The sequence below is a fragment of the Amycolatopsis speibonae genome (assembly GCF_042647925.1).
GTDB classification, from domain to species: Bacteria; Actinomycetota; Actinomycetes; order Mycobacteriales; family Pseudonocardiaceae; genus Amycolatopsis; species Amycolatopsis speibonae.
In genome coordinates this window covers 17718-37672 of sequence record NZ_JBHRWK010000069.1, presented here as the reverse complement: position 1 = coordinate 37672, position 19955 = coordinate 17718, and the positions used below count along the sequence as shown (strand labels likewise).

Below are 19955 nucleotides of genomic sequence, written 5' to 3'. Positions count from 1 at the left end.
CGCGTCCTCTTCGAGATCCAACACACCTTGAAGTCGATCACGCGGTGGCCGTCCTCATACCCACGACACGCCGCCACATCACACACTGCTGCTGCCGTACTAGTTACGTGCCCGCACCCGACCTGGCCGAGACCTCGGCAGCGAGGTCGGCGACCCTCCGGTCCTGATCGGAGGGCTCGACGGCACGGCGCGCACGGAGGTCGTTCACGCAGCCCGGTACGTCCGCGACGGAAGAGCAATTGTCGGGCCGGTTACCACTCACCTCGGCCCCGTTGACCAGCGCGACGCGGCGTCGCCTCCGCGGCCCCCGAGATTCTCGGTGATCGGAGTGCCGACGATGACCGGATTCAGCAGGACGCCCTGGCTGCTCGACATGAACACACCGGCGCCCACGCCGCCGTTGCCGCCGCCACCGGCCCCGCCGCCCTCGGCACCTCCCGCACCACCCGGACCGCCTGCCCCGGCGCTGTTGCCGGTGACGTCACCACCGGTGATCCGGAGGACAGTGCCACTGAGAGCGTCGACGCCGCCGCCGAAGCCACCGGAACCGCCTTGACCGCCCGGTTTCGCGGCCACCCTGTTGCCGCCACGGCCACCGGCGCCGGCGCTGTTGCCGGTGATCGAGCTGCCGGTGATCGTGACCTTGTCGAGCGTCAGGTCGCCCCAATTGGAAATGATCCGGAACTGGGGAGCGCCCTTGGCGCGAGCGACGGTGGCGTGGTTGCCGTTGATGGTGAGCTTTCCCCTGATCGCGGGCAGCCCGGCGTTCTGGGCGGTGTCCGCGACCGCGGTGAGGGTGTATACGCAGTTCGCTGCCAGGGAAAGCGTATTCGGAGTGAAGGAGGCGTTGGCTCGGGCGACCGCTTGGACCAGCGCTCCGGCGTCACAGGGGACGGCGATTTCGGCGGCTTCCGCCGGTGAAGCGACCAGGCCGAACGTCCCCATCGCGGTCACCGCGGTCGCGATTCGTCTTCGGGATCTCGCACTCGGTATCATCGAAGAACCTCCCAGATCAAGGAAATGAATGGTGACGGATCGCGTGATCTCCCAGTCGCGGAAACCGTCACCCTGACGAACCTCAGAAGTGCCACCCTCACCCATCGATGATTATGATCCACATCACAAGCACCGATCATCGGGAATCGCCGCGAACAAACTGAAAAGACCGGAATTCGCATTCGATGGCCGCTTGTTCACGCTTTACCGGGGCCACACGGAGGGATTGCGGTGGCCCCGCTCCGGCCGGTCTTGTTATGGTGGACCCCGACCCGATCAAGCGAGCAGGGAGACCAGACGTGGCAGGTGAAGACGACATCTCCGGGTGAGCCGGAGTTGCCAGGCCACCGGCGCTGACGCCGCTGTGGCCATTTCGTCGTCCCCTCAAACCACGTCCGCTGCGGCGCCGCTTTCACGTGCCCGCTGTCTTTCACGAGGTCATTTCCATGTCAGACGCCTTTGTCGTCGTGTCCGCCCTTTCCTTCGCCTGGCCGGACGACACCCCGGTCTTCGACGACCTGTCCTTCACCGTGCCCGGTGGCCGCACCGGCCTGGTCGCCCCCAACGGGGCGGGCAAGAGCACGCTCCTCAAGCTGATCGCCGGTGAGCTGCGGCCGATCTCCGGGACCGTCTCCGCTCAGGGCGTCCTCGGCTACCTGCCGCAGTCACTGCCGCTCACCGCGGACCTGGACGTGGCCGAGGTGCTGGGCATCGCACCGCAGCTCGCGGCCCTGAGCGCCATCGAGTCCGGCGACGCGAGCGACGAGCACTTCACCGCCATCGGCAACGACTGGGACATCGAGGAACGCACCCGCGCCCAGCTGGACAGGCTCGGCCTCGACGGCATTTCGCTGGACCGGAGCCTGCGCACGTTGAGCGGCGGGCAGATCATCTCACTCGGCCTGGCCGCGCAACTGCTGAAACGGCCCGACATCCTGCTGCTGGACGAACCGACCAACAACCTCGACCTCGACGCCCGGCGCAAGCTCTACGGCGTACTCGAAGACTGGTCCGGTTGCCTGCTGCTGGTGAGTCACGACCGGGAACTGCTCGACCGGATGGACCGGATCGCCGAGCTCGACCGCGGCGATCTCCGCTACCACGGCGGGAACTTCACCCAGTACGAAGCCGCGGTCAAGGCCGAGCGCGAGGTCGCCGAGCGCAACGTCCGCAGCGCCGAGCAGGACGTCAAACGCGAGAAACGGGAGATGCAGCAGGCCCGCGAGCGAGCCGCGCGTCGGGCGGGCAACGCGGCCCGCAACCTCGGCAACGCCGGGCTGCCGAAGATCTTCGCCGGCACCATGAAACGCAACGCCCAGGAATCCGCGGGCAAGGCGAACGAGACGCACTCCGCACGCGTGAACGACGCGAAAAGCCGCCTCGACGAGGCCGAACGCTCTCTTCGCGACGATCAGAAGATCGCGCTGATCCTGCCGGGCACCAACGTCCCGGCCGGGCGCACGATGTTCCACGGCGAGCACATCCAAGTGCGCTACGACGACCGGAACGTCTTCGCGGGTGACGGCGTCGACCTGACGATCCGCGGCCCCGAGCGAATCGCGCTGACCGGCGGCAACGGCACCGGCAAGTCGACGCTCCTGCGGCTGCTCAAGGGAGACCTGGAGCCGTCCGGCGGTGTACTCAAACGCGCCGAGGGCCGGATCGCGTACCTGTCGCAGAGGCTGGATCTATTGGATCTGGACCGGACCATCGCCGAGAACTTCGCGACGTTCGCACCCAACCTGCCCGAGTCACAACGGATGACACTGCTCGCCCGATTCCTGTTCCGGGGCGCGCGAAGCCAGCTTCCCGTCGGCGTGCTTTCCGGCGGCGAACGCCTGCGCGCGACCCTCGCGTGCGTGCTGTTCGCCGAGCCCGCGCCGCAGTTGCTGCTGCTCGACGAGCCGACCAACAACCTCGACCTGGTCAGTGTCGGGCAACTGGAGAGCGCGCTCGGCGCTTATCAAGGGGCTTTCGTGGTCGTGAGTCACGACGAACGGTTCCTGACGGAAATCAAGGTGGATCGGCGGATTCGGTTGACAGAAGGGGTGCTCACGGAGTCATGAACGTCCCGCACCTGCTCGCTTTTCGCCATACCTCGGTGCGCGGCGTACTCGGAAGGGGTTCACGTGCTACGAGGAAAGTTCTTGCTGTGCAAGTTGTTCGGGTATGGGTCGACGGCGGCGTGGTTCGCTGATGTGGCGGGATTGTCGCGGGGTGAGGCGGGGCCGATCGTGAAGCGGGCGATCGCGGTGAACCCGACCCGCGCCCTGGACGGCACCGAGGTTCCGGCGGTCGCTCCCGACACAGGTGCCGCGGCTGCTGATGGTGCGATCGGTGAGCACCGGATCGAGCAGATCCTGGAGATCCTGAAGAGGATCCCGGCCGACACCTCGGCAGAGGATCGAGAGAGCGCGGAAAAGATCCTGGCCGACCTGGCCCGGGACGCGGGACCGCGGCAACTGACGAAGGCCGAGGAGGACATCCTCGGCTGGCTCGACCCCGACGGGAACGAACCGAAGGATCCAGAGCCTGCTGAACCACACCGGGAAGTCACCCTGGAACGCCGCCGGGACGGGTTCTGGAAACTCACCGGGCTACTCGACGACGAACTGGGTGCCCGTACCGCCGCCGCGTTGGAGGCGTACGCGACACCGCGGCCGGTGGACGAGTCCGGGCAAGCCGACCTGCGCATGAAATGCGAACGCCTGGGCGATGCCTGGGCCGAACTCCTCGACCTCGCCATCGCCTGCCCCGACCAACCCCGGCACCAACGGCTACCGGACTTTGGTACACGTCACCATCGGCCTGGACGAACTCAAGACCGGAATCGGGAAAGCCTGCCTCGACTTCGTCGGGGAGATGACCGCCCGCGAAGCCCGCATGGCCGCCTGCGACTGCCTCATGCTCCCCGTCGTCCTCAACGCCGCCGGAGAACCCCTCGACGTCGGGCGACTGAGGCGGTTCGTGGGGGCACGGGTGGCCTTGATGTCGTGCACAGCGCCGGGCAGGGCGGGCGAGGCCTACCACAGACGGCCGAGCGGATCGGCCAGGACCTGCACGTTCATCCCGTGTTTGCGGTGCTTTCCGGAGTACACGCCGATCCCGAAACTGGCGGCGAGGCGTGCGCAGGTATCCCCGCAGCGCAGGTGCGCGAGCACGAGCAGTGTCTGGCGGTGCACCGGTAGCTGGCGCCACCGAGTGCCTCGTTCGCGGCGACGCCGTTGCAGGTGCCCGGCGAGGAACCGCAGGTGCGAACCGGACAGGTCGATCGCGGACGGGCAGACAAGCACGGCGAAGCTCCTGGTCGAGCGAGTGATCTTGGTCGTGATCTCCTCTATCAGGAGCTTCGCCACATTCAGCACCTGGGGACCGACGAACTCCAGCCTGTCGCAACAAGGTCGGGAAGCGCTCACTGCGTGACGGGTGATGTTCCGGGCGCGATACTGGCCTTCATGACTCCAGCGAACCACCCGGACAAAGTCCACTTGAGGGCGTTCACCGAGGCCGACCTCGCCTTTCTCGACCGCCTCTGCACGGATCCCGATGCGCTCGGCGAGTTCGAGTGGCCCGGATTCGGTGATCCGAGGGCACGCCGCAAGCGATGGGAGATCGACGGGTATATCTCCGCCGAGTCCGCGGCGGTCGCGATCGCGCGGGCCGACGACACGGCTATCGGCATCGCCACCTGGAAGCCCCGCGGCTTCCCCTCGGGTGTCACCTACGAGATCGGCGTGGGGGTACTACCCGAGCATCGTGGACAGGGGGTGGGCACGGTGGCACAGAGGCTGCTCGTGGACTACCTGTTCGGCCGCACGACCGCGAACAGAATCGAAGCCCTCACCAATGGCGGCAACCTCGGCGAGCAGAAAGCCCTCGAACGCCTGGGGTTCCGCCGGGAAGGGGTCATGCACGGCAGGTCCTTCTACCACGGCGAGTATGTCGATGTGCTCGTCTACGGCCTGCTCCGCTCAGAGCATTGTCCCGGAACGCCATGAGCACTCCTCCCAACCTGTTCAGAGTGAGGTCGGAAAAGGATCACTGCCGAAAGCCCGGATCACGGCAGTGATCACAAATGAGTACCCATCGGGGCCGTGATCAATCAGCGAGAGAAACCGAAAGCTCTCGCCATTAATGAAAAGGTCCCGCCTCCGCTCTGCGTAGGCTGGGGGTTCCTGCGAGCGGAAGCGGGAGTTTGTGGCCGGTACGGTGGGCCGCCTCTCGGCGAGTGGCTCGACACGGCTCCGGCCGAACCGGTATTCCGTGAAGGCGGAGTTTGAGGCCCGGGGGCACCATCCGTACCGACACTCTCTACAACGCACCACCGTTGGAAATGTTCCCCGGTACCGATCCCGAACCGCTGTGACGCGTACAACCCACGAGTGGGCCGTAAAAAGACCGGTCACTTCTATAACGCCTCGGCACCCGTGAATGTTCCCGCGAAGACCTTACGAAACAGTGACGTGCGTTAAGCGCGAAACAAAAAGACCCGCTCCCGCTCAGCGAAGGTCTGGGGGTTACCTGCGAGCGGAAGCGGGAGCTAAAGGTCGATACGGTGGGCCGCCTCTCGGCGAAAGGCACGACATGGCTCCGGCCGAACCGGTATTCCATGAAGGCGAAGGGTGAGGCCCGGGGGCACCATCCGTACCGACACTCTCTACAACGCACCGGCCCGCGAAATGTTCCGCGCCGAAACAGTGACGCACGTCAACACACGATCGCAGTAATCGTCAGCAGGGCGGCGGAATCTGGTCCACCAGTTCCTCCGGTGCGGAAAGCCGCCACGCCTCGTAAACCAGCTCGGTCAGCTCGTCGGCTTCGATGCCGTCCAGGTGCACGACCACCCAGCCGAATCCCCCGGCGGTGAACTGCACCTCGAACACGTCCGGACGCTCCGACACCAGAGCCTCCTGTTCGGACAGTGTCTGCTTCAGGCCGACGGTCTGGGTCCTCGGCCAGTAGTAGCCGAACCGCTTCCCCCGGACGCTGTAGGACTCCCATTCCTTCGCGTCGGAGCGTTCGACGTCGGCGAGCGCCTTCAGCATCAGGTGGAACTCGGCACTCGCCACACTCATCGTGAAACCCCCGGAATCCCCGTCATTCATGAACCGGGCACAGTCTAGATGTCCGGTGGAACCCACCGTTCCGGCTCCGCCGCACTACGATGTGCGAAGAGATCCACTCGACGCCGGGGAGCTGTGAAATGGACCGACCGGTCACGGCGGCGGAACTGTTCGACGCCATCGGTTCCGCCTACGACGACGTCTTCGGGCGGGCGCCGGTGGTCGACAAGGCGGTACGGCAGCTGCTGGACACGTTGCCGCCCTCGTCGAGGGTGCTCGACATCGGCAGCGGGACCGGCAGGCCGGTGGCCGAGGGCCTGTCGTCGGCCGGGCACCGGGTGACCGGGCTCGACGTTTCCCCGGTGATGATCGACCTCGCCCGCGAGCAGGTTCCCGCGGCCACCTTCGTTCACGCCGACGTGCGCGAATGGAGTTCGCGGCCCGAGTCGTGGGAGGCTGTCTGCGCCTTCTTCCCGTTTCTGCAGATGCCGCGCGCGGACACGGAAAAGGTGCTCGCCGACATCGCGCGGTGGCTGGTGCCGGGCGGGCACTTCGCGCTGGTGACCGTGCCTCGGGACGCCGAGGACGTGCCCGCGGAGTTCTTCGGCCACACCTTCCTCGAGACCAGTTTCTCGCCGGACGACCTTGTCCGCCGCGTCGAAGCGGCCGGGCTGGAGGTGACCGGGTCCCATTCGGAGGTCTTCACCGCGGACGAGCCCGGCACGCCGCCGGAGGAACACCTGCTGATCACCGCCCGCCGTCCGGGCTGATCCCGTGCCCGTCCTCAGCGTCATCACCCCGGTACACCGGCCGAGCGTGCCATTCCTGGCCGAAGCCCACACGTCGCTGGCCGCCCAGGAACTCCCGGCGGGCTGGACGTGGGAGTGGCTGGTGCAGGAGGACGGTGAGACCGGCCTGCTCGACGCCGTGCTCCCCCGCGACGAGCGGATTCTGCCGGGTACCGGGCGGCAGGGCGGGCCTGGCGTGGCGCGGATGCTCGCGCTCGCCCGGTCTTCCGGGAGCCTGATCAAGGCGCTCGACGCGGACGATCTGCTGGCGCCGGGCGCGCTCGCCCGCGACATCGCCGCACTCGGGGATCCCGCGATCGACTGGACCGCGTCCAGCGTGCTCGACCTCTTGCCGGACGGGACGAAGGTCGGCTTCGACAGCGATCCGGCCGAAGGGCCGATCGAGCGCGGCGCGATTCTCCGGTACTGGCGGGAGAACGGTTACCTGTCCTCGGTGGTGGCCGGGACGCTGTGCATCCGCCGCGGGCTGCTGCTGGAACTGGGCGGCTGGATGGCGCTGCCCGCATCGGAGGACACCGGGCTGGTGCTCGCCGCGAACGCGTCCGCCGACGGGTACTTCCTGGCGACCTGCGGGATGTTCTACCGGAAATGGCCGGGACAGGTGACGAAATCCGCCGCGCACAACGACGACGGCGAGCGCCTGGCGCGGATGAAGCTGATCGGGGAACGAGCGGAGATCATGCTGGCATCGAGGACCTCGTGACCCGCTGACCGCAAGTCAGAGTTCGATACGGACGTCCGGCGAAGCGGCGACGATGTCGAGCAGCGCCTTCGCGCACAGGTCGCGGGTCTGGTCCCGGGTCAGCCGCCGGTACTTGAGCCAGTCGAGACAGACCGCGACCACGAAGGCCAGCCAGCCGCGGACGGTCACCCGCAGGGTCTCCGGCGGCTCGCCGTCCGGGCACAGCACCGCCAGGATCCGGCGGCCCTGCTCGGCGAAGTTCCGGTCGAGGATCCCCTGGACCTCCTCGACCGCGATCGCCGTGCCCGCGTGCAGGGCCCGATAGCCGTCGTCGTTCGCCTCGACGTAGCGCAGGTATTCGTCGAGGCCGGCCATCAGCTGCTCGGCGACCGGCAGCGTCGGATCCGTCCTGGTCATGTCGAGCAGGCGTTCGCCCTCGGCCTTGATGACCTCGGTGACGAAGTCCTTCTTCGTCGGGAAGTAGTGGTAGAGCAGCCCTCGGGACACCTCCGCGATGTCCGCGACCTGCTCGATCCACACGTCGTCGTACGGCCGGTCCGCGAACAGGCGGGCACCGATCCGCAGCAACTGTTCCCGCCGCTCGGCGGTGCTCAGCCTGCTGCGGGGCCTCCCGGAAGTACTCGACGCCATTTGAGCATCGTACTTACTTGACATGAGTTCAGTAACAGGCCACGCTCGCTATTGGATGCCGATTCAACAGTGCTCACCTTGGAGGGGCCCGATGGCCACCGCACTCCCCCATCCCCCGCGCCGGATCCCGCTGGCCGGCGACGTGCTCGGCGTTTCGCCGAAGACCCCGGTCCAGGATTCGATGCGGCACGCCGCCGAACTGGGGCCCGTCTTCGAGCGCAAGGTGTTCGGCCGCAAGATCGTGTTCGTCCACGGCGCCGGGATGGTCGCGGACCTCTCCGACGAGAAACGGTTCGCGAAACACGTCACGCCCGCGATCTCGAACCTGCGCCCGCTCGGCGGCGACGGGCTGTTCACCGCGCACAACGAAGAGCCGAACTGGCGGCGCGCGCACGAGATCCTCGCGCCCGCCTTCAGCCGCAACGCCATGCAGCGCTACCACCCGACGATGCTGGCCATCACCCGCGATCTGCTGGACACGTGGGACAGGGGCGGCGAGGTCGACGTCGCGGACGACATGACGAAGCTGACGCTGGAGACCATCGGGCGGACGGGATTCGGCTACAGCTTCTCGTCGTTCGAGCGCGCCGAACCGCACCCGTTCGTCGCCGCGATGGTCCGCACGCTGCGGCACGCGCAGCGGACGGCGATCCAGCCGCCGGTCATCGGCCCGCTCCTCAGCCGAAAGGCGAACCAGCGCAACGAAGCCGACCTCGCTTTCCTCCATTCCGTCGTCGCCGAGGTCGTCGAGGCGCGCCGGCACGACACGAGCACCGACGATCTGCTCGGGCTCATGCTGAACACCACGCAGCCGAGCACCGGCGAGGCGCTGGACGAAGTCAACATCCGGAACCAGATCATCACCTTTCTGGTGGCGGGGCACGAAACCACGTCCGGCGCACTGTCGTTCGCCCTGTACTACCTCGCCCGGAACCCGGACGTCCTCGCCCGCGCACAGTCCGAAGTGGACAAGGTCTGGGGCGAGAACCCGGACCCGTCCTACGAGGAGGTCGCCAAGCTCCGCTACGTCCGGCGAGTGCTCGACGAGGCGCTGCGGCTCTGGCCGACGGCACCCGCTTTCGCCCGCCAGGCCCAGGTGGACACCGTCGTCGGCGGCGAGTACCCGATGAAGAAGGGACAGTGGGCGCTGGTCCTCATCCCGGCGCTGCACCGGGATCCCGTCTGGGGCGAAGACCCCGAGTCCTTCGACCCGGACCGCTTCAGCCCGGAGCGCAACCGCGCACGCCCGGCGCACGTCTACAAACCGTTCGGCACCGGGGAGCGGGCCTGCATCGGACGGCAGTTCGCCCTGCACGAGGCGACGCTGGTGCTCGGCATGCTGCTGAGCCGGTACGACCTGCGCGGAGACCCGTCCTACCGGCTGAAGGTGCAGGAGTTGCTGACACTGAAGCCGGAAGGATTCAAGCTGGACGTCTCACTCCGCGACCGCGCGTCGGTCGCCGTGACCGCCTAAGGCTTGAACAGCCCGTCGAAGAGGGCGTCCACCAGAGCACGGGGAACGCTCGCCCCCGTCAGGGCCCGGTAGACGATGGGGCCGACGACGGCGTCGAGCGCGGCGTCGAGGTCGAGCGCGGGCGAGATCTCGCCCGCCTCGATTCCGCGCGCGAGGAGGTCGCGCTCCAGCTCTCGCCGCGGGCCGAGATAACGGTCGTGGAGGCTCTTGGCCGTTTCGGGGCTGTGCTGCGCCTCGGCGATGAGCGCGAGCAGGACCTTGCCCGCCGGGTCTCGGGTGACGAACCGCGCGAAGCCGCGGAAGTAGCCGCGGACCGCGTCCATCGTGGACTTCTCCGCTGGGACCGGGAAGCGTTTCTCGCTGTCCTCGATGAGCGTGTCGAGAAGGATCTCGACCTTCGAGGGCCACCAGCGGTAGATCGTCTGCTTGGCGACGCCAGCCTCGCGCGCGATCGCTTCGATGGTCAGCTTGGCGAAACCGTGCTCGACGAGCAGGTCGTCCGCGGCATGGAGCACGGCGAGGCGGGCCGCTTCGTCACGCTGGTTGCCGGAGTGCGCCCTGCGGGGCTGCGAATTCACGGCGGGCATGCGGACCACAGTACCGGTCGACGCGGCCACCGCCGGTCGCCAGGTGCCGTGCTCATGTCTAGACGCAACGTCGCGTCTAGACAAAACCCGATCACCAAGGAGAATGTCCGTGTCCGACAACCCTGAACGCCAAGCACTCGTCATCGGTGCTTCCCGTGGCCTGGGGCTCGTCCTCGCCGAAGAGCTCACCCGGCGCGGACGGCGGGTCATCGCCACGGCACGCCGGAACGGCGGCGAGCTGCCGGAGAAGGCAGCCGCCTCGAACGGACGGCTACGGGTCGAAACGCTGGAGATGACCAGCGACGACCAGCTGGCCGCGCTGCGCGAACGCCTGGACGGCGTCGAGCTCGACCTGCTCTTCGTCAACGCCGCGATCGATCGCGGGAACCTGCCGCTCACCGAGGTCTCGACCGAGACGTTCGCCGAGGTGATGATCACCAACGCGCTGAGCCCGCTGCGCGCCCTCGAAACCCTCCGCGACCTGGTCGCGCCCGGCGGCACCGTCGCGATCATGTCCTCCAGGCAGGGCAGCGTCTCGCTGAACACCAGGCCCGGCTTCGAGCTGTACAAGGCCAGCAAGGCCGCGCTCAACCAGTTGATGCGCAGCTACGCGACCCGGTACGCCGAGGACGGGCAGACCAAACTCCTCAACCACCCCGGCCACAACCGGACGCCGCTCGGCGGCCCTGGCGCTCCTCTCACCGCCGAGGAGAGCATGCCCGCCGTCGTCGACGTCCTCGAAGCGCAGGCGGGTGCGCCGGGCCTTCAGTTCCTCGATCTCTACGGCGAGGTGGTGCCTTGGTAGAAGCCGGTCACATCTCTCCTCCGGGATCCGTCAGTGCGGTGGAAGCAAGACGGAAACCCTGGAGGAGAACGAAACATGGAAACCCGGATCCCGAACCCCGCGATGGCGAACCCCGCCACGCTGAAAGCCCTGATCGCACTGGCGGAATCGACCGGGGACACCGGCGTCCCGAAGACCACCCACTACCTCATGCACGTCCGCGCGAGCCAGATCAATGGATGCAGCGGCTGCCTGGAGATGCACACCAAGGAACTGCGCAAGGCGGGCGAGTCCGACGAGCGGATCTTCACCGTCGCCGCGTGGCGTGACACGGCCTACTTCACCGACGCCGAACGGGCTGCGCTCGCGCTGGCCGAGGCCCTCACCCGGATCGCGGACCGGGCCGACCCGGTCGACGACGAGGTCTGGGGCGAAGCGGCTCGTCACTACGACGAAAAGCAGCTTTCGAGCCTGGTCCTCTCGATCGCCGCCATCAACACCTGGAACCGGCTCAACGTCGCCACGCGGCAGGTCGCCGGCGCCTAGCGGGCCTGCCGTAGTTCCACACAGCACTCGGCCGCGCCGGGGACGAGGGCCGCCTCCACGTTCCCGGCGCGCACGCCGGCCAGGAAACCGGACAGGAACGCCTGGTTGATCCCGCAGACCAGCTCCGGAGCCTCGGCGGCCAGCGGGTGGAACGGGCAGTTCCGCAGCCGGACGCAGGTCCTGGTATCCCGGCTCGGCTCGAAGCCGTAGCGGCGAAGTACCCCTTCGGCCACCGTGAGCGCGCGTTCCACGCCGAGCCTGCCCGGCCGTGTCCGCGCGCGTTCCTCCTCGCCCGCCGCGAAACCGCGCTCCCCCGCGACCCGCCGCACCGCGTCCCGCGCGGTCTCGCCGGTCCCTTCGGCGAGCACGGCCTCGGCGAGGATGCCCGCCAGGACTTCGTGCCGCCGGGCGGGAAGCTGCACCTGGATGCTCTCGTCGACGGGTTCGTAGACCTTGGGCCTGCGCCCCACCTTCACCACCGGGCCCGCCGCGAAGCCGAACCTGAGCAGCCCCGCCGCGACGAGCTTGTCCAGGTGGAAGGCGGCGAGCTTGCGGGAGATCCCGACCGCGGCCGCCGCCTCGTCCCGCGTGACGGGACGCCGCGCACGGCGGGCGTAGGCGTACATGCCCCGGCGGAGGTCGTCGTCGAGCGCCGCCACCGCGGCGATGGAAGGGACGTCGAGGCCGTCCGGATCGGACACTGTCACGTACACCACGATATCGCCCATCTCAACCGGCGGAACATCCTGAACTGCGGATCTACCATGTAGGCTGAACCGGCGGGTGGTAAAAAGCCCAAAAATCTTAGTCGAATACCACTGGGGATCGCGGTCAGCCTAGGAGGCCTCATGTCCACACCCGCCTTGCGCGTCGTGCACGAAACCGGGCCGGGACCGGACCTGGCGGCCGCCGAAGCCGCGGCCGCCGACCTCCTCACCGCCCTGGGTATCTCACTGGACTCCGAGAGCCTCCGCGGCACCCCGGGCCGGATGGCGCGCGCGTACGCCGAGCTGTTCACCCCGCGTGCTTTCGACCTCACGACCTTCCCCAACGACGAGGGCTACGACGAACTCGTCCTGGCCAGGGGCATTCCGGTCCGGTCCGTCTGCGAGCACCATCTGCTGCCGTTCGTCGGCGTCGCGCACGTCGGTTACCTGCCCGGTGAGCGGATCCTCGGCCTGTCCAAGCTGGCCAGGATCGTCGAGCACTTCGCCTGCCGCCCGCAGGTTCAGGAACGGCTCACGAAACAGGTCGCCGACTGGCTCGACGAGCAGCTCGAGCCGCGAGGTGTCGGCGTGGTGATCGAGGCGGAGCATTCGTGCATGACCCTGCGCGGTGTCCAAGCCGCCGGTTCGAGCACGGTCACCTCCACCCTGCTCGGCACGCTGCGTGAAGACGCCCGTTCGCGCCAGGAGTTCTTCGCCCTCACCGGCATCAACGGCTGACAGCGGGTTCCGCCGCGTAGGCCGCGGAAACGACCGCACGGTCGAACACCCGCCAGGTGACCGCGGAAACGATCACCGCCACCACGAAACCCGCCCAGTACGGCGTCGTCAGCCCGAACTTCGACGCCGCCGCGCCGCCGAGCAGCGCGCCGACGCAGTTGCCGCCCGCGATGACGAACAGGCTGGTGCTGCCGACCCGGCCGAGCATCTCCGGCGGGGTGAGCCGCTGGCGCAGGGAGCTGGCGACGATGCCCCACAGCGCGCCGTGCACCCCGAACAGGAACAACGTCACGCCGACCACCGCCGCGCTCGTGCTCGTCGCCAGCACCAGATGGGTCGCCGCTTCGATCAGCAAGCCGATCCGCAACGTCCAGGTCGGCGTGCACCAGGTGACCAGCCGGTCGCCGGTGAGCGCGCCGAGCAGGCCCCCCACCGCTATGCAGGTGAAGAGCAGGCCGTAGCCGACCGCACCCAGCTGAAGCCGTTCCTTCGCCAGCAGGACCAGGACCGAGGTGGCCGCGACGAGCGTCAGGTTCAGCAGGCCGATCAGCCCGACCATGGTCCGCAGCAGGCGCTGACCCGCGAGCCAGCGGAACCCTTCGGCCGCCTCGGACCGGATCGAGCGCCGCTTCACCGGCTCGCCGGGGTCGTCGGGGGCACTGCCGGGCTGGGCCCGGTAGGCGCCCCCGATCAGCCCGAGCAGCAGAGCGCTGACGGCGTACGTGCCGGCGTTGACGAAGAACGGGATGCTCGCCGCGACACCGAACAGGAAGCCGCTCAGCGGCCCCGCGAGCATGCCGTGGGCCAGCGTGGTCCCCGCGTACAGCCGCCCGTTCGCCCGCTCCAGCAACGCCTTCGGGACGACCGAGGGCAGCATCGCCCCGCTCGCCGTCCGGAACACGACCTCGCCCGCGTTGATCACGAAGAGGACGGCGTACAGCAAGGCGACGCTGACGTTCCCCGTCGTGATCGCGACGGCCAGCAACGCGACGGCGGGCACCCGGATCCAGTCGAGGGTGATCATCAGCTTCCGCCGGTCCACCCTGTCGACCAGCACGCCGCCCGGCAACGCGAAGAGCAGCCAGGGCAGCCATGCCACCGCGAACCCGCCCGAGACCACGAGTGGATCGTCGGTGCGGGAGGCGATCAGCAGCGGCGCCGCCACCGTCGCGAGACCGCTGCCCAACGCGGAGGTCGTACTCGCCGCCCAGACCTTCGCGTACCTGCCGTCGAGCCTCTCCCCAGTCATGAGATCCAACGTAGCGATCGGTGACTGAGCGGGTGCGGAGTTTCACGCACAGCTGAGGGGACTCCCTCTAGACTGCCCTTCCGTTCGGCCTTGGGAGGGGACCACGGATGGTGCTGGTGCGCGACGTCGATCCGTCGACTCTGTTGATGAACCAACCGTCAGGTTCCGAGCTTCGCCCGTACGTGCCACGAGATGTCGACAACCAGCTCCGCCGCCTCCTTGTCGGCGCACGGCTCGTCCTCGTCGTGCACGAGCACAACGCGGGAGCACGGCGAACCGCGTACGAAGCCCTGTCCGCGGTCCATCCCGAGACGGAACTGATCATCGAGCCGGACATCGAGGAGCTGGCAGCGAGAGAAGACGATCCGGCGGTCGTCTGGCTCGACCGGCAGTTCGGCCGGATCGTCGATCAGAACGCCGGGGCGCTGGACGCCTGGATCGCGAAGAGCCCGAAACGGCGAGTTCTCGCTCTACTCGGTGAAGGTGCTTGGGAGAATCAAGGCCTGCGGGAGAAAGTCCTCGGATTGGGGGCTTCGACAGTCCACCTGAGCAGGATCTCGGAAGAGGAACGCGGCAGGACCGCTGATCTCTTCGCCGCCCATGTCGCCGACTACCGGCCCGACACCGACGACGGCATCGATCGCCTCGGCATCGGCACCGACGTGCGCATGCTCGCCGATCTGGTGGTCTCCCGGATGATCACCCCTCCCCTGTCGATCGGCCTGTTCGGCAGCTGGGGATCCGGCAAGAGCTTCTTCATGCGCCAGATGCAACTGCGCGTCCGCGAGCTCGCCGATTCCGCGCAGGAGGCCGAAACAGCGGCGGGCACGCACGGGAAGTCCGTGTCGTCCTACTGCTCCAGCGTCCGCCAGATCAGCTTCAACGCCTGGCACTACAGCGAAGCGAACCTTCTCGCCAGTCTGGCCACGCACATCTTCGACAACCTCGCCGCGAGCGGCGCCGAGAACGACCTCCAGCGCCAGGCCGACGCGCTCGCTGAACGCCGCAAGACCGAGAAGACCCTGCTCGGCAGGCTCAGCGCGGTCCGCCTCGAACGCAGAACCCTGACCGCCCGGCAGAAACAAGCGACGCGACGGCGGCGGAAGCCGCGTGAGTACGTCCGCGCGGTCTTCGACAGCCTCACCGAAACGGACAAGGCGTGGATCGCGGCCAGGCTCGGTGTCGACCGGCCGACCGCCGAGGATCTCGAACGCCTGGCGCAGGAGACCGGTGGACTGCGTTCGGACGTCGCCGAATTCCGGCGACGGCTGCGGCAGGACCCGGTTCCCCTGCTGGTCCTCATCGGCGGGCTGGTGACGGTCCTGGTCGTCACACTGCTCGTCGGCCGGTCGCAGGTCTCCGGTGTGCTCGGCGGGCTCACGCTGGTGAGCTCCGCGCTGACCGTCGTCCTGCGGATGCGCGCCAGCGCGGGCCGGATCCACGAAGCTCTCGACAAACTCGGCGGTCCGTCCGAAGAGGACGAAGAGACCGAGCGGCGCCTGGCCGAACTGGACGCCGAATCCGACCGGCTCGAAAAGGCGGTCACCGAGCTGGCGCCCGGACTGGACCTCGTGTCGTTCGCCGAGTCCCGCGTTTCGGACTACGTCGAGCATCTGGGCGTGGTCTCGTTGCTGCGCAAGGATCTCGAAACCTTCGCGACCATGCTCGCCGAGGTACCGCACGGTTCCGGGAAGATCGAACGGACCGTGCTCTACATCGACGACCTCGACCGCTGCCCGCCCAAGGTCGTCGTCCAGGTGCTCGAAGCCATCCATCTCCTGCTGGCGCTGCCGGTGTTCGTCGTCGTGGTGGGCGTCGACTCCCGGTGGCTCAAGAAGGCCGTCGAGCAGCACTACGAACAGATGCTCGGCGACGATCCGGAGACCTTCGCCGAGAACTACCTCGAGAAGATCTTCCAGGTGCCGTTCACGTTGTCCCCCATGGACGATCCAGGGTTCGCGGGGCTCGTGCGCGGGCTCGCCGCCAGTGAGGGTCAGGACGCCACACCGGCGACCACCTCCGCCCGGACTGATCAGGCCACCGGCGACCTCCCTCCGGTCCCGACGAAGCTTCCTCCTCGCGAGGAAGCACCGGCACCGTCGTCCGAACAGTCCACAATAGACCTTCGACCTCCTCGGCTGGTGATCTCGCCGGCGGAACTGGACTTCCTGCCGACGCTGGCCTCGCTCATCCGATCCCCGCGGGCCGCGAAAAGGCTCTTGAACCTGTATCGGCTGTTGCGGGCGCGCTTCGCCGGCGACGACCTGGCCGAGTTCCTCGACGGCAGTCGCGAAGCACCTTTCCGCGCGGTACTGGTCCTGCTCGCGGTCCACGTCGGATATCCGGAGACCGTCTCGTGGTTCGCCACGCTCGCCGGGACCGATCCCCAAGAGAGCGCCCTCGACGTCGTGTCGGGGCTGAACGACCACGAACTGCGGCCGAAGCTCGAACGCGGCCTGTCCGGCGGAGCGTGGCCGGACCGGGCCGCGTCCTATCAGCGCTGGTTACCGCTGGTGAACCGGTTCTCGTTCGCCCGCGACGACTGACTCCGCGACCGCTCGATGTCAGGTCCACGGTAAAGCCGCTCCGGGATCCGCGCCAGTGTCGACGGATGGACCTGCGGGCCGAGTCCGTAGAGCTTCTGGAAGCTCATGATCAGCGGCCGCCACCGGTCGGGGTCGATCCGGTCGTCGGTGCCCGGCATCCGGACTTCGTCGTGGACGTGGACGCGCTGCACGCGGACCTCGAACACCAGGATCCCGCCGCGTTGCGCCGGGTCGTCCTCGGCGAGAGGATGCACGGCTTCGACGACGGCCTCCATCGTCACCGGGCATTCCGCGACACGCGGCGGCGCGACCGTTTCCGAGGCGACCGGGGTGAGCCCGGCTTTGCCGAACTTGTCCGCTTCGTACCGATAGCCCCGCTCGTACTTGCGACCAGGTACGGGATCCGAGCCGGTGGTCAGGGCCAGCCTGTCGACAGCGGCCGCCATGGCGTCGGAAGGGAGATTCAGAACACATTCACGGTTGCGCATGAGATTCTGCGCCGTCTTGGATTTCGCCCCCAGGCCGAGCATGCCGCGCCACCCGAGCCAGAACGCCGACGACATCGGAGCCAGGTTCGGGGCACCTGCCCGATCGACCGTCGAGAGGAGCACCACAGGGGTGCCGAAGTAGAGAATTCCGGGCTCGATACGGGTGTGCGCGGCCTCGGCCGCCGACGTAGTAACTGTCACGTTCGCCAGCTTCGCCGGGTCACGCGCCGGAGGCTGGCGTGAATCGGACGTCGCGATCAACATCTTCCGCAGGCGGCTTCCCGCCGCCTGAGCGCTTACCCTTTCCGTAGCGGTTCCCTTGGGCGAGCGCGAACCCGCGGTCGTTCGGAGTATTGCGTTCGGCCGATTGCTGGTAGGTTCGCCGAACTCGATCGACGAAGGAGGCGCCGGCAGCTGCCCGGTCAACACCCGAACGCGCGTGGTGAGGCGAATCGCATGCGAGACGATGTGGTCCAGGCGAGCTCGATTCTCGGGCATTCTCCCGGCCAGGTTTGGGAAGTCATCGGCGATCCCGAGTCCTACTCGAGGTTTGTCGCGGAGATCAGCTGGTGCGAAATCCAGCAGCCCGCAGAACGCGGGCGCGGTCCGAAGTGCCTTGTCCGGCTGGAACCGCGGCCGGGCACCCTGATCGTCGGTGACATCGAAGCCCGGGTCTGGCGGCCCGGCGAGCACGTCGTCTGGTGCGGTGTCGAGGAAGACGGCAACTGGGTCTCGATCGAGCTGAGGCAGGCCCCCGAGGGCGGCACGGAACTCGTCGCGCAGCTGATGCTCCCGGCGAAGAATTCGCATCTGGTGTCCGCCTCGTCGTTCAAACGCACCATCCGCGCGCTCTCCCGGCGGATCGACCTGCACCTTTCGGGCCGGGCGGCGGCACCCCAGGAAGAACCGGCGCACACCAAGGCGACCACGCTGCACACAGCGAGCACCTTGATCAAGGCCGGGGTGCTCGCGGCCGCGCGGCCGGACAAGATCGCCCGGCAGCTGACCTCACTGTCGCAGTGGGGTGCCACCGTCGCCGGCGGCTATGGCGCCAACGCCGCACGCGTTCCCGACGACGTCGCGTTGCACGACGAACGCGACATCCGGACGTTCAAGCAGACGGCGGACCGCAGCAACCAGCTCGCGAACGCGCTCGCGGCACGCGGAGTCCGCTCCCGTGACCGGATCGCCTTGCTGTGCCGCAACCACGCCACGATGGTCGAGTCGCTGATCGCGTGCAGCAAACTCGGCGTGGACGCGATCCTGCTCAACACCGGGCTTTCCGCCGGCGCCGTCGCGGACGTCATCGGCCTGCACGAACCGGTCGCGGTACTCGCCGACGACGAGTTCGCACCGGTCATCGCCGACATCCCCGGCGACTTCCTGCGGCTGTCCACGTGGCCGGAAACCGAGAACGGCTACCCGACGATCGACCAGCTGATCGCCGGCGTGCCCGCCACCAAACTCAAACCGGTGGACCGGATCGGCAGGCTCGTCGTGCTCACTTCGGGCACCTCGGGGACTCCCAAGAGCGCGCGCCGTCCGACGCCGAAAGGCCTCGCGACGTCGGCCGCCATTCTGGACCGCATCCCGCTCCACAGCGGGGATCGCTTCGTGGTGGCCGCGCCCCTGTTCCACAGCTGGGGGCTCGCCGGCATGCAGCTCGGGATGGCCGTCCGCGCGTCCTTGTCGCTGATCCGCCGGTTCGACGCCGAAGAGATACTGAGGACCATCGCCGAACACCGCTGCGGTGTGCTGTTCGCCGTCCCGATCATGTTGCAGCGCATCCTCGACCTGCCGGAGCGGGTCCGCACCCGGTACGACCTGTCGTCGCTGCGGATCGTCGCCAGCAGCGGATCCGCGCTGCCGGGGACGATCGTCACCGAGTTCATGGACACCTTCGGCGACGTGCTCTACAACTTCTACGGCTCCACAGAGGTTTCGTGGGCCAGCATCGCCACGCCCGAAGACCTTCGGGCCGCGCCGACCACCGCGGGCCGCTGTCCGCCCGGCACCCGCGTCGCCATCCTCGACGACGACCACAACCGGGTCCCACCGGGCTGGGAGGGACAGATCTTCGTCGGCAACGACATGCTGTTCGAGGGCTACACGGACGGCGCCAGCGTGCCGCGCGCGGAAGAGCTGATGGCGACCGGCGACGTCGGCTACCAGGACGCGTCGGGACGCCTCTTCGTCACCGGCCGGGCGGACGAGATGATCGTGTCCGGCGGGGAGAACGTGTCCCCCCGCCCGGTCGAGGAAGCCATCGTCGCGCTGCCCGGTGTCCACGAAGCCGCCGTGATCGGCGTGCCGGATCGCGAGTTCGGGCAACGGTTCGCGGCGTACATCGTCCCGAAACGCGGCGCCCGGATGAGCGCCGACGACGTCCGCGCGTACATCCACCGGCGGCTGGCGCGTTTCGCGGTGCCGCGGGACGTGTACTTCGTGGAGGAGCTGCCCCGGAACGCGACCGGGAAGGTACTCAAGCGGCTGCTGAAGGACGAGACCTGGCCGATCGACCAATAGCGTCCTTTGTGGACCGATCACGCCCGGTGCCGCTCCCGCAAGACCTCGCGGGGATAGGCGTGGGCGGCGAAGCGCGTCTTGACGCACGCGCGCCGAGCGGGCCCGCTCC

At 68.1% G+C, this 19955-nt stretch carries 17 protein-coding genes and 2 pseudogenes; 11 read left to right on the top strand and 8 right to left on the bottom strand.

Annotated features, from left to right (window positions below; genetic code table 11):
* Positions 1 to 258 precede the first annotated feature (258 nt).
* Complete coding sequence (locus ACFOSH_RS34605) at positions 259 to 945, bottom strand: hypothetical protein (protein WP_378244248.1); 687 nt, start codon at positions 943 to 945, stop codon at positions 259 to 261.
* 497 nt (positions 946 to 1442) lie between these two features.
* On the opposite strand from ACFOSH_RS34605, the gene abc-f reads away from it, so the two are divergent.
* The gene (abc-f, locus tag ACFOSH_RS34600; protein ID WP_378244246.1) at positions 1443 to 3062 is read left to right on the top strand and encodes a ribosomal protection-like ABC-F family protein; all 1620 of its coding nucleotides are present in this window, start codon (positions 1443 to 1445) and stop codon (positions 3060 to 3062) included.
* A 93-nt stretch (positions 3063 to 3155) separates the two neighbouring features.
* Positions 3156 to 4035 (top strand): annotated as a pseudogene (locus ACFOSH_RS34595) (DUF222 domain-containing protein); the annotation flags it as partial.
* Here ACFOSH_RS34595 and ACFOSH_RS34590 read toward each other — a convergent pair.
* Positions 4023 to 4289, bottom strand: a pseudogene (locus tag ACFOSH_RS34590) (transposase family protein); the annotation flags it as partial. The pseudogenes ACFOSH_RS34595 and ACFOSH_RS34590 overlap by 13 nt on opposite strands.
* 126 nt (positions 4290 to 4415) lie before the next feature.
* Between ACFOSH_RS34590 and ACFOSH_RS34585 the strand changes: the two are divergent.
* Positions 4416 to 4994 carry a GNAT family N-acetyltransferase gene (locus tag ACFOSH_RS34585; RefSeq protein WP_378244244.1) on the top strand — a complete coding sequence of 193 codons (579 nt, stop codon included), beginning with the start codon at positions 4416 to 4418 and terminating at the stop codon, positions 4992 to 4994.
* Positions 4995 to 5726: 732 nt separating this feature from the next.
* On the opposite strand, the gene ACFOSH_RS34580 is transcribed toward ACFOSH_RS34585, so the two are convergent.
* Positions 5727 to 6071: an MmcQ/YjbR family DNA-binding protein gene (locus ACFOSH_RS34580; RefSeq protein ID WP_378244242.1), complete on the bottom strand. Its 345-nt coding sequence runs from the start codon at positions 6069 to 6071 to the stop codon at positions 5727 to 5729.
* 128 nt (positions 6072 to 6199) lie between these two features.
* Here ACFOSH_RS34580 and ACFOSH_RS34575 point away from each other — a divergent pair, with 128 nt between their 5' ends.
* Positions 6200 to 6829: a class I SAM-dependent DNA methyltransferase gene (locus ACFOSH_RS34575; protein ID WP_378244240.1), complete on the top strand. Its 630-nt coding sequence runs from the start codon at positions 6200 to 6202 to the stop codon at positions 6827 to 6829.
* A gap of 4 nt (positions 6830 to 6833) precedes the next feature.
* The gene (locus tag ACFOSH_RS34570; protein ID WP_378244239.1) at positions 6834 to 7571 is read left to right on the top strand and encodes a glycosyltransferase family 2 protein; all 738 of its coding nucleotides are present in this window, start codon (positions 6834 to 6836) and stop codon (positions 7569 to 7571) included.
* A gap of 15 nt (positions 7572 to 7586) precedes the next feature.
* On the opposite strand, the gene ACFOSH_RS34565 is transcribed toward ACFOSH_RS34570, so the two are convergent.
* A complete protein-coding gene (locus tag ACFOSH_RS34565) occupies positions 7587 to 8201 on the bottom strand; it encodes a TetR/AcrR family transcriptional regulator (RefSeq protein ID WP_378244237.1) in 615 nt (204 codons plus the stop codon).
* A 91-nt stretch (positions 8202 to 8292) separates the two neighbouring features.
* Between ACFOSH_RS34565 and ACFOSH_RS34560 the strand changes: the two genes are divergently transcribed.
* A complete protein-coding gene (locus ACFOSH_RS34560) occupies positions 8293 to 9675 on the top strand; it encodes a cytochrome P450 (protein WP_378244235.1) in 1383 nt (460 codons plus the stop codon).
* Here the strand turns inward: ACFOSH_RS34560 and ACFOSH_RS34555 are convergent.
* Positions 9672 to 10262, bottom strand: a complete 591-nt coding sequence (locus tag ACFOSH_RS34555) for a TetR/AcrR family transcriptional regulator (RefSeq protein WP_378244233.1) — start codon at positions 10260 to 10262, stop codon at positions 9672 to 9674. The two genes, ACFOSH_RS34560 and ACFOSH_RS34555, sit on opposite strands and share 4 nt — an antisense overlap.
* A 109-nt stretch (positions 10263 to 10371) precedes the next feature.
* On the opposite strand from ACFOSH_RS34555, the gene ACFOSH_RS34550 reads away from it, so the two are divergent.
* Both ACFOSH_RS34550 and ACFOSH_RS34545 read left to right on the top strand, forming a co-directional pair.
* The gene (locus tag ACFOSH_RS34550) at positions 10372 to 11067 is read left to right on the top strand and encodes an SDR family NAD(P)-dependent oxidoreductase (RefSeq protein WP_378244231.1); all 696 of its coding nucleotides are present in this window, start codon (positions 10372 to 10374) and stop codon (positions 11065 to 11067) included.
* Between the two features lie 75 nt (positions 11068 to 11142).
* Entirely contained in the window at positions 11143 to 11592 is a 450-nt protein-coding gene (locus tag ACFOSH_RS34545; protein WP_378244229.1) for a carboxymuconolactone decarboxylase family protein, read from the top strand.
* Here ACFOSH_RS34545 and ACFOSH_RS34540 read toward each other — a convergent pair.
* Positions 11589 to 12320: a helix-turn-helix transcriptional regulator gene (locus tag ACFOSH_RS34540; protein ID WP_378244227.1), complete on the bottom strand. Its 732-nt coding sequence runs from the start codon at positions 12318 to 12320 to the stop codon at positions 11589 to 11591. The two genes, ACFOSH_RS34545 and ACFOSH_RS34540, sit on opposite strands and share 4 nt — an antisense overlap.
* A 120-nt stretch (positions 12321 to 12440) precedes the next feature.
* On the opposite strand from ACFOSH_RS34540, the gene folE reads away from it, so the two are divergent.
* Positions 12441 to 13037, top strand: a complete 597-nt coding sequence (gene folE, locus ACFOSH_RS34535) for a GTP cyclohydrolase I FolE (protein ID WP_378244225.1) — start codon at positions 12441 to 12443, stop codon at positions 13035 to 13037.
* Here folE and ACFOSH_RS34530 read toward each other — a convergent pair.
* Positions 13027 to 14286 (bottom strand): MFS transporter, encoded by a 1260-nt coding sequence (locus ACFOSH_RS34530; protein WP_378244223.1) that lies wholly within the window; start codon positions 14284 to 14286, stop codon positions 13027 to 13029. The two genes, folE and ACFOSH_RS34530, sit on opposite strands and share 11 nt — an antisense overlap.
* A gap of 146 nt (positions 14287 to 14432) precedes the next feature.
* Here ACFOSH_RS34530 and ACFOSH_RS34525 point away from each other — a divergent pair, with 146 nt between their 5' ends.
* On the top strand, positions 14433 to 16832 hold the full coding sequence (locus ACFOSH_RS34525; RefSeq protein ID WP_378244221.1) for a P-loop NTPase fold protein: 2400 nt from the start codon (positions 14433 to 14435) through the stop codon (positions 16830 to 16832).
* Here the strand turns inward: ACFOSH_RS34525 and ACFOSH_RS34520 are convergent.
* Positions 16781 to 17584: a flavin reductase family protein gene (locus ACFOSH_RS34520; RefSeq protein WP_378244219.1), complete on the bottom strand. Its 804-nt coding sequence runs from the start codon at positions 17582 to 17584 to the stop codon at positions 16781 to 16783. The genes ACFOSH_RS34525 and ACFOSH_RS34520 overlap by 52 nt on opposite strands.
* Before the next feature lie 192 nt (positions 17585 to 17776).
* Between ACFOSH_RS34520 and ACFOSH_RS34515 the strand changes: the two genes are divergently transcribed.
* Positions 17777 to 19846 (top strand): AMP-binding protein, encoded by a 2070-nt coding sequence (locus ACFOSH_RS34515; RefSeq protein WP_378244217.1) that lies wholly within the window; start codon positions 17777 to 17779, stop codon positions 19844 to 19846.
* The last annotated feature ends 109 nt before the right edge of the window (positions 19847 to 19955 follow it).

Excerpts from the sequence above, each read along its gene's own strand:
- ACFOSH_RS34605 (WP_378244248.1), bottom strand. The coding sequence starts at position 945 with ATGGGGACGTTCGGCCTGGTCGCTTCACCGGCGGAAGCCGCCGAAATC.
- abc-f (WP_378244246.1), top strand. The coding sequence starts at position 1,443 with ATGTCAGACGCCTTTGTCGTCGTGTCCGCCCTTTCCTTCGCCTGGCCG.
- ACFOSH_RS34580 (WP_378244242.1), bottom strand. The coding sequence starts at position 6,071 with ATGAGTGTGGCGAGTGCCGAGTTCCACCTGATGCTGAAGGCGCTCGCC.
- ACFOSH_RS34575 (WP_378244240.1), top strand. The coding sequence starts at position 6,200 with ATGGACCGACCGGTCACGGCGGCGGAACTGTTCGACGCCATCGGTTCC.
- ACFOSH_RS34565 (WP_378244237.1), bottom strand. The coding sequence starts at position 8,201 with ATGGCGTCGAGTACTTCCGGGAGGCCCCGCAGCAGGCTGAGCACCGCC.
- ACFOSH_RS34560 (WP_378244235.1), top strand. The coding sequence starts at position 8,293 with ATGGCCACCGCACTCCCCCATCCCCCGCGCCGGATCCCGCTGGCCGGC.
- ACFOSH_RS34555 (WP_378244233.1), bottom strand. The coding sequence starts at position 10,262 with ATGCCCGCCGTGAATTCGCAGCCCCGCAGGGCGCACTCCGGCAACCAG.
- ACFOSH_RS34545 (WP_378244229.1), top strand. The coding sequence starts at position 11,143 with ATGGAAACCCGGATCCCGAACCCCGCGATGGCGAACCCCGCCACGCTG.
- ACFOSH_RS34540 (WP_378244227.1), bottom strand. The coding sequence starts at position 12,320 with ATGGGCGATATCGTGGTGTACGTGACAGTGTCCGATCCGGACGGCCTC.
- folE (WP_378244225.1), top strand. The coding sequence starts at position 12,441 with ATGTCCACACCCGCCTTGCGCGTCGTGCACGAAACCGGGCCGGGACCG.
- ACFOSH_RS34530 (WP_378244223.1), bottom strand. The coding sequence starts at position 14,286 with ATGACTGGGGAGAGGCTCGACGGCAGGTACGCGAAGGTCTGGGCGGCG.
- ACFOSH_RS34525 (WP_378244221.1), top strand. The coding sequence starts at position 14,433 with ATGAACCAACCGTCAGGTTCCGAGCTTCGCCCGTACGTGCCACGAGAT.
- ACFOSH_RS34520 (WP_378244219.1), bottom strand. The coding sequence starts at position 17,584 with ATGTTGATCGCGACGTCCGATTCACGCCAGCCTCCGGCGCGTGACCCG.
- ACFOSH_RS34515 (WP_378244217.1), top strand. The coding sequence starts at position 17,777 with ATGCGAGACGATGTGGTCCAGGCGAGCTCGATTCTCGGGCATTCTCCC.